At 59.4% G+C, this 7,123-nt stretch carries 7 protein-coding genes; 2 read left to right on the top strand and 5 right to left on the bottom strand.

Translation table 11 applies throughout. The features are described from left to right. The 3 genes from PQG80_RS18480 to PQG80_RS18470 form a co-directional block, all read right to left on the bottom strand. Positions 1-1,509: CHASE2 domain-containing protein (locus tag PQG80_RS18480; RefSeq protein ID WP_271752911.1), on the bottom strand; the 1,509-nt coding region annotated here is incomplete at its 3' end. A 148-nt stretch (positions 1,510-1,657) separates the two neighbouring features. Beyond that, positions 1,658-1,894, bottom strand: a complete 237-nt coding sequence (locus tag PQG80_RS18475) for a ferredoxin (protein ID WP_271752910.1) — start codon at positions 1,892-1,894, stop codon at positions 1,658-1,660. 143 nt (positions 1,895-2,037) lie between these two features. Beyond that, a complete protein-coding gene (locus tag PQG80_RS18470; protein WP_271752909.1) occupies positions 2,038-3,330 on the bottom strand; it encodes a DNA polymerase IV in 1,293 nt (430 codons plus the stop codon). A 171-nt stretch (positions 3,331-3,501) separates the two neighbouring features. Here PQG80_RS18470 and cimA point away from each other — a divergent pair, with 171 nt between their 5' ends. Further along, positions 3,502-5,115 carry a citramalate synthase gene (cimA, locus tag PQG80_RS18465; protein WP_271752908.1) on the top strand — a complete coding sequence of 538 codons (1,614 nt, stop codon included), beginning with the start codon at positions 3,502-3,504 and terminating at the stop codon, positions 5,113-5,115. Between the two features lie 95 nt (positions 5,116-5,210). Here cimA and PQG80_RS18460 read toward each other — a convergent pair whose 3' ends face one another. Next, complete coding sequence (locus tag PQG80_RS18460) at positions 5,211-5,813, bottom strand: TlpA family protein disulfide reductase (protein ID WP_271752907.1); 603 nt, start codon at positions 5,811-5,813, stop codon at positions 5,211-5,213. 145 nt (positions 5,814-5,958) lie between these two features. Between PQG80_RS18460 and PQG80_RS18455 the strand changes: the two genes are divergently transcribed. Further along, positions 5,959-6,384 carry a M67 family metallopeptidase gene (locus tag PQG80_RS18455; RefSeq protein ID WP_271752906.1) on the top strand — a complete coding sequence of 142 codons (426 nt, stop codon included), beginning with the start codon at positions 5,959-5,961 and terminating at the stop codon, positions 6,382-6,384. Here PQG80_RS18455 and PQG80_RS18450 read toward each other — a convergent pair. Then, entirely contained in the window at positions 6,381-7,118 is a 738-nt protein-coding gene (locus tag PQG80_RS18450; protein WP_271752905.1) for an exonuclease domain-containing protein, read from the bottom strand. The genes PQG80_RS18455 and PQG80_RS18450 overlap by 4 nt on opposite strands. Positions 7,119-7,123 lie beyond the last annotated feature (5 nt).

Genomic DNA, 7,123 nt, shown 5'->3' with positions numbered 1-7,123 from the left:
CTCGTAGGCCGTCTTCACGGCGAGGCGTTCGTGTTCTTCGACGTCCAGCGGGGCGCCGAACAGAATCATCGCCGCGTCTCCGATAAACTTGTCGATCGTGCCCCGGTTCGTGAGCGTGGTCTCGGTGATCATGTTGAACATCGTGTTAAGCGTGTCGACCAGCTCCGGCGGAGACAGCTTCTCGGACAGCGGCGTGAAGCCCCGGATGTCCAGGAACAGAACGGTGATCGTCTTGGAATCGCCGCCTAGCTTAATATCGATATCCTCCGAGACGATCTGCTTGACCAGATCGGGGGATATGTACCGACCGAACTGCCTCGTGACAAAGTGCTTCTGCGCGCTCTCGAGATACGACTTGAGCGATACGTTGGTCAGATACGCGAGCGTCACCGCCAGGATCGTATCGACGACGCCGATCTGTATCTTGTAGGCGCCGTATGCGAGCATCTGGCCGTACACGAGCCCGGCCGCGACTGCGAGGAACAGAAGGATCGAGTAAATGTTCTTGAGCCGCCAAGGAAGCAGGATAAAGAGGAGGAAAAGGACGAGACCGCCCAACCAGATCGCCCAGGCAGGCGCATAGCTTACGGACGTGCCGCTTAGCAGTTGGTTCACGATATTCGCGTGCACGTAGACGAGCTGCATTTTTTTCTCGATCGGCGTCGTCCCGCTGTCCTGTCCCGAATCGTCCGACAAGCCGACCGCCGTGAAGCCGATCAGCACGACGGAGTCCTTGAAGACGCTCGGATCGATCTCGCCGTTAAGCACCCTGCTGAACGATACGGTCGTCACGTCCTCCGTATTCAGCTGGTAATCGATGGTGATCGTATTTTTGGCGACGGCATTGTTTTTCTCGAAAATTTTGCCCGGGTCCGTCATTCCGTCATACTCCGACAAGTCCGCCCCGGCCATCGCCGCCGCCTGGTAGGCGAGCGAGGGATAGACGTTGCCGTCCTTGTCCTGAATTTTCAGCCAAGTCTGGCGGATAACGCCGTCGGGACTCGCTACCCGGTTGATATTCGCCAGCTTCGCGCGCTCGGCGAACTGCGGCAGCGGTCCGTCCATGCGGTAGGCCTGTAGCAGCGCGTCAGGCCTCGCGACCGTCTCGCCGAACACGTCGCCTTCGGTAACGCCGATGACGGGCAGGATCACGTTGTCGTATGCAGCGAGCGCGTCCGCGAACGCCTGGTCGCTGTCCGCCTCGGTCTCCTCGTTGAACGTGATGTCGAAACCGATGGCCTTGGGCTCGCCGCCCGGCTGATTAAGCATGTCGAGGAAGGGCGCGTATACGGCTCGATCCCAAGGAAATCGTCCGAGCTCGGCCAGCGAATCGTTGTCGATCGCGACGACGACGACATCCTTCGGGGGCTGGCCCGCGGCCTGCTTCATATTGTAATCGTACAGCATGTTGTCGAGACGGCTGAGCCACCGTTCATTGTGCGCGAAAAACAGCGCGACCAGCAGCAGCGCATTCATGACGATGGCCAACCTTTTGATTTTCTCTCTCACCGGTTCCCCTACCTTTTCTATCTGGGCAGCATTAAAGCTAGTATACTTGAATCCGGGTCGATATTGTTCAAAATTTGTCAAAAAAACGCACAAAAAAACCTTCCCCGGCCGGGCGGCCGCGAGAAGGCTGACGTATTGGAACAACTCACTACATATTGAACGGCTCGTCGGCGATCTGGATCGAATCCGTCGGGCATCCGTCGGATGCGTCCTGCAGATCGTCGTACAGTTCTTCGGGAATCTCGGTGTTGCCGTGATTGGCGTCGCCCTTGAAGATGACCTCGGCCAGTCCTTCGTCGTCATAATCGTAAATATCGGGGGCAGTGGCGCCGCAAGCGCCGCACGCGATACAAGTGTCTTTATCGACATACGTAAATTTAGCCATAATTATGATAAGCCTCCTAAAAAAGTCAATCCCGCTTGCTATACGCGGATACGTCGCCGGTTAAATCCAAATATAATACAAAAGACCGCGGTTTTCAAATAAAAATAAGGAATAGCGGGCGATAGCTTTGCCTTATAACGGCGCTATTCGCCGTCCTCCCGCTCCCGTAAAAAATCTGTCTGGAGCGACGTTCCCCGTATTTTCTTGTTGCGAATCAAGGCCGAAGGATCGTCTGTCAGCATGCCCGCCGTGAGCACGGCGCTCTCCCCGAACTTGTCCCGCAGCCTGTCGAGGACGGTTACGAGCTGCGCCTTCCGCGGCGCCTCTTCGTATTCGAAAAGATCGAGCTGGACCGGCGTCTCCGTCTTGGGGGAAAGGCTCTGGAGCGTTATGCCCAGCAGCCGGACCGGCTGGCCTTCGCGCCAGTTTGCGTCCATGAGCTTGCAAGCGACCTTGTATACGTCTTCGGCGCTCTCCGTCGGCACGTCGACCGTATGGGAGCGCGTGATCGTCTTCATGTCCGGATCCCGGATCGTTATCTGCACGGCCCTGCACATCATGCCTTCGCGCCTGAGCCGGCGCGCGGTCTGATCGGCCAGATTCAGCAGGACGCGCCGGAACTCTTCGCGCTTGGTCAGATCGGCCGGCAGCGTCGTCGTATGCCCGACTGACTTGGCAGCCTCGCGTACCGGCTCTACGGGCGAATCGTCCAGCCCGTGCGCCGCGCGCTTCATCCAGGCGCCGTAAACGCCGAATTTGTCCTTGAGCAGCTTCTCGTCCGCCGCGGCCAGTTCGCCGATCGTCCGGATGTTCATCCTCAATAGCTTATCCGCAGTTTTGCCGCCGATTCCATACAACGTTTGGCAGGGCTTATCCCATAGCAGCTTGGGCACGTCCCGGCGTCGCACGACGGTGACGGCGTCCGGCTTGCGCATGTCCGAGCCCATCTTGGCCAGCAGCTTGTTGGGACCGATGCCGATCGAGCAAGGCAGCCCGAGCTCCTCCTTCACCCTGCGCCGGATCGCCTCCGCGATCTCGATCGCGGTGCCGAACTGGGAGCTGCCGGTGATGTCCAGGAAGCACTCGTCGATCGATACCGACTCGATCTGAGGCGTGTACGCGCCGGCGATGCGGCGGAAGCCGCGCGAGTAGTGCCTGTAGAGGTCGAAGTCGGGCGAGATCAGGATCAGCTCGGGACATAGTCTCTCTGCCTGCCTGACGGTCATGCCGGTCTTCACGCCCCGCGCGCGCGCTTCGTAGGAGCTGGTGACGACGATGCCTTTGCGCAGCTCTACGCTGCCCGCGACCGCCGTCGGCTTGCCTCTGTACAGCTCGGGTTGTTCCGCCGCATGGACCGAGCAGTAGAAGGCGTTCATGTCCATATGCAAAATAATCCTTCCGCGCTTCTCGCGGGCAGCGCCATCCATCTCGTTCATTCTCCTCGCATGCATCCTTCGGCTTTCTTCATTATAATACGCGAAGCGTCTTCGGTCATCCGGCCTGGCCGCTCCGGCATTCCTCCCTCTACAAATCGGTGCGGGCCATGTTATAATAATTAGAATAATCGTCGATTGGCTATTTACGTATTTGGGAGGTACCCGTTATCCATGACCCCATCCATCAGCATCTTTGATACGACGCTTCGCGACGGCACGCAGGGCGAAGGCATCAGCCTGACCGCCGAGGATAAGCTCAAGATCGCCTTGAGGCTGGATGCCCTGGGCGTTCATTATATTGAAGGCGGCAACCCCGGCAGCAACAGCAAGGACATCGAATTTTTCCGGCGCGCCCGCGAGCTGAATCTTCAGTCCAAGCTGACCGCCTTCGGCAGCACCCGCCGCAAGAATAGCGTCTGCGAGCAGGACGTCAACCTGTTGAACCTGATCGAATCCGGCGCCAAGGCCGCGACGCTCGTCGGCAAGACTTGGGATTTCCATGTCCATACTGCCCTGCAGACGTCGCTCGAAGAGAACCTCGCCATGATCGGCGAGTCGATCGCCTTCCTCAAGCGTCACGGACTCGAGGCGATCTTCGATTCGGAGCATTTCTTCGACGGGTACAAGGCGAACCCCGAATACGCGCTGGCCGCGCTCACGCGCGCCCGCGAAGCGGGCGCCGACTGGATCGTGCTGTGCGACACCAACGGCGGGACGCTGCCTGGCGAGATCTCGGAGATCGTATCCCGCGTGACCGCCGAGGTGAAGGCTCCGATCGGCATCCATACGCACAACGACTGCGAGCTCGCGGTGGCCAACACGCTTGCCGCGGTCGCGGCCGGCGCCCGTCAAGTCCAGGGCACGATCAACGGCTACGGAGAGCGCTGCGGCAACGCGAACCTCAGCTCGATCCTGCCGACGCTGCAGCTGAAACTCGGTTACTCGGTCGTCTCCGAGGATCAGCTCCGCTCCCTGACGTCCGTATCGCGCTACGTCAGCGAGATCGCGAACGTCACGATGCCGGTCAATCAACCGTACGTCGGCACGGCCGCATTTGCCCACAAGGGCGGCATCCACGTCTCCGCGATTCTGAAGGACTCCAAGACCTACGAGCATATCTCCCCGGATCTGGTCGGCAACAAGCAACGCGTCCTCGTATCCGAGCTCGCCGGACAGAGCAACATTCTGTCCAAGGCGCAGGAGATGGGACTCGACATCACCTCCGACAGCGCCAAAACGAAGGGCGTCATCGATCGGATCAAGCAGCTCGAGCACGAGGGCTATCAGTTCGAGGGCGCCGACGCTTCGCTGGAGCTGCTGCTTCGGGACGCTTACAGCGATATCGTCGAGGTTTTCTCGGTGGAATCGTTCAAGATCCTGGTCGAAAAGTCCAAAGCGGGCGCCCAGACCGAAGCGATCGTCAAGCTGAACGTGGGCGGACAGCAGGTGTATACGGCCGCCGAAGGCAACGGTCCGGTCAACGCGCTGGATAACGCGCTACGCAAGGCGCTGTCGCAATATTATCCCGGGATCCAGGATATTCACCTGTCCGACTACAAGGTCCGCGTACTGGACGACAAGGAAATGACGGCCTCCAAGGTCCGCGTGCTGATCGAATCTACGGACTTCAAGGACAGCTGGAGCACGGTCGGCGTCTCCTCCAACGTCATCGAAGCGAGCTGGGAGGCGCTCATCGACAGCATCCGCTATGCGCTGCTCGGGATGTCGCAGAGCGAGTTCCCCCCCGAGGCGCCCCGCGAGGCGCTCGGGCTCGTGAATCACTGAGCTGGAGGTCCTCCTTGCACTTAGCCCAAGACCAAAAGACCGCACCCGTATGGCTAGCGCCTAACGATGCGGTCTTTTTCTCGTCGTATTGAATATCAAGCGGCGCCGCCGGCATCGTTCATTGCCCGATCGAGCATCGCTCTCCATTCCTTCAGGCTCTTGGCCCCTTCGATCCGTTCCCTGACGATGCCCTGGCGATCGACGATGAAGCTAATGGGATATGAGAATACCTTGTAGGCGTCGCCTGCCTTGCCTTCCTTGTCCATGAGGACCGGAAAAGGAATCGACTTCTCCTTGACGAAATCCTTTGCGCCGCGCACGGTGTCGTAATTGGTGGCGTTGACGCCGTATAATTCGACTTTACCTTGGTACTCCTCGTAGAGCTTCACCAGATCCGGCGCTTCGATATCGCAAGGACCGCACCACGAGGCCCAGAAGTTGATAATCAGCACTTTGTCCTGGGGCGCCTCCGGATCGACTGTATACGTCGCGGCTCCGTCCAAGGACGTCAACTCGATTCCCGGCGCATAGGAACCAACCGTCGGCGCCACCGAAGCCGATTGCGAGCCGCCTGTGCCGGACTGCACCTGTCCGCCGCTGCCGCTGAGCGCTTCCTTTCCTTTACCCGCCGCGTTCCACACGATCACGCCGGCTATCGCCGCGATGAACAGGACGACAATCATTACGTTACGCTTCAATTCGCTCTCCTCGCTTTGCCAAGTTCGCTCCTTACATCTTAACGGATTCGGCGATTTCTTGCCATCCCGCGCCTGCCACATTGCAACCGCACGTTCGCTGCCTCATACTGAACAGAACGAAATCCTAAGCGAAAGGCTGGGCTCTATGCCCCATTACGCGAATGCCCGAATCGCGCAGCAGCTTCTTGACCGGCTTGTCGAAGGTTGTCGCGCCGCCCTGCCCCGCGAAGCCTGCGGCATATTGCTCGGAGATCACGACGGATCGGATCTTGCGGTTGCGGACCTGTTATTCATACCGAATGCCGCCTCGACTCCCCGAAGCGCGTTCTTCTTCGAGCCGGCCGCTTGGGTCGCGGCCGCTTATGCCGCGCAAAAAAGCCGACAGGCGATCGTCGGCTTTTTTCATTCTCATCCGGACAGCCCGCCCCTTCCGAGTCGGAGCGACCGGCGGGGTTGGCACGGATATGGCTCCTATTGGATCGTCGGGTTCGGTTCATCTGCGCCGGAGGTCCGCTTGTTCAAGTTAAACGGAGATGGCGAGTGGACCGCGATGACATTGACGGTGCGCTAATGCCGGCTCAGGTACGCATACAGATCCCCGAGCGTCGTCACCTGCTTGGCGTGGATCTGATCGAGGAACGCGAACCATAGCTTGGCCGTCATGATCGAGTCGTGCAGCGCATGGTGCCGATAGGTGACTTCGATGTCGTACGACTCGAGGAGCTCGTCTAATCCATAGCTTTTGCGCCGGGGCTCCAGCCACTTGGCGACCATCATCGTATCGAGTACGCGGTGAGACAGATTCACCTTGGACGTCTTCCACAGGGCGGCGTTGAGGAACTGCTTGTCGTGGCCGCTTCCGTGGGCGATCAGTACGCGTTTTCCGATGAAGTCGAGAAAGTCGTGAAGTCCCTGCATGAGATCGGGCGCATCCTGCACCATGGCGTCCGTAATCCCGGTCAGTTCCGTGATGTGCGCGGGGATTTTCCTGCGCGGATTCACGAGTCGATAGAACGGCTCGGCCGCTTCGAGTTCGCCGCCTTTGATGAGCACGCCGCCAATGGACAGAATCTCGTCGCCATTGTAAGGATTGAACCCGGTCGTCTCCAGGTCGAACACGACCGCTTCCATCTCCGACAACGGCATCTCCAGCGGCGATTCTTTGCGCTGGTCCCGCGACACCTGCCGGATGAACGCCATCTGCTGTGCGTTGGAAGCACCCAGCATCGAGGCGATCGCCGGCGTAATACCGCCCGTCTTGTATAAATGCCACATGCGGCCCATCGGGCTTTTGGGCTCTTTCAATGCCG

This window comes from Cohnella rhizoplanae (genome assembly GCF_948329515.1).
Classification (GTDB): domain Bacteria; phylum Bacillota; class Bacilli; order Paenibacillales; family Paenibacillaceae; genus Cohnella; species Cohnella rhizoplanae.
This window is presented reverse-complemented; position numbering and strand designations above follow the sequence as displayed.

Coding starts and splice junctions, on each gene's coding strand:
- PQG80_RS18470 (WP_271752909.1), bottom strand. CDS start 3,330: ATGAACGAGATGGATGGCGCTGCCCGCGAGAAGCGCGGAAGGATTATT.
- PQG80_RS18475 (WP_271752910.1), bottom strand. CDS start 1,894: ATGGCTAAATTTACGTATGTCGATAAAGACACTTGTATCGCGTGCGGC.
- PQG80_RS18455 (WP_271752906.1), top strand. CDS start 5,959: ATGCCCCATTACGCGAATGCCCGAATCGCGCAGCAGCTTCTTGACCGG.
- cimA (WP_271752908.1), top strand. CDS start 3,502: ATGACCCCATCCATCAGCATCTTTGATACGACGCTTCGCGACGGCACG.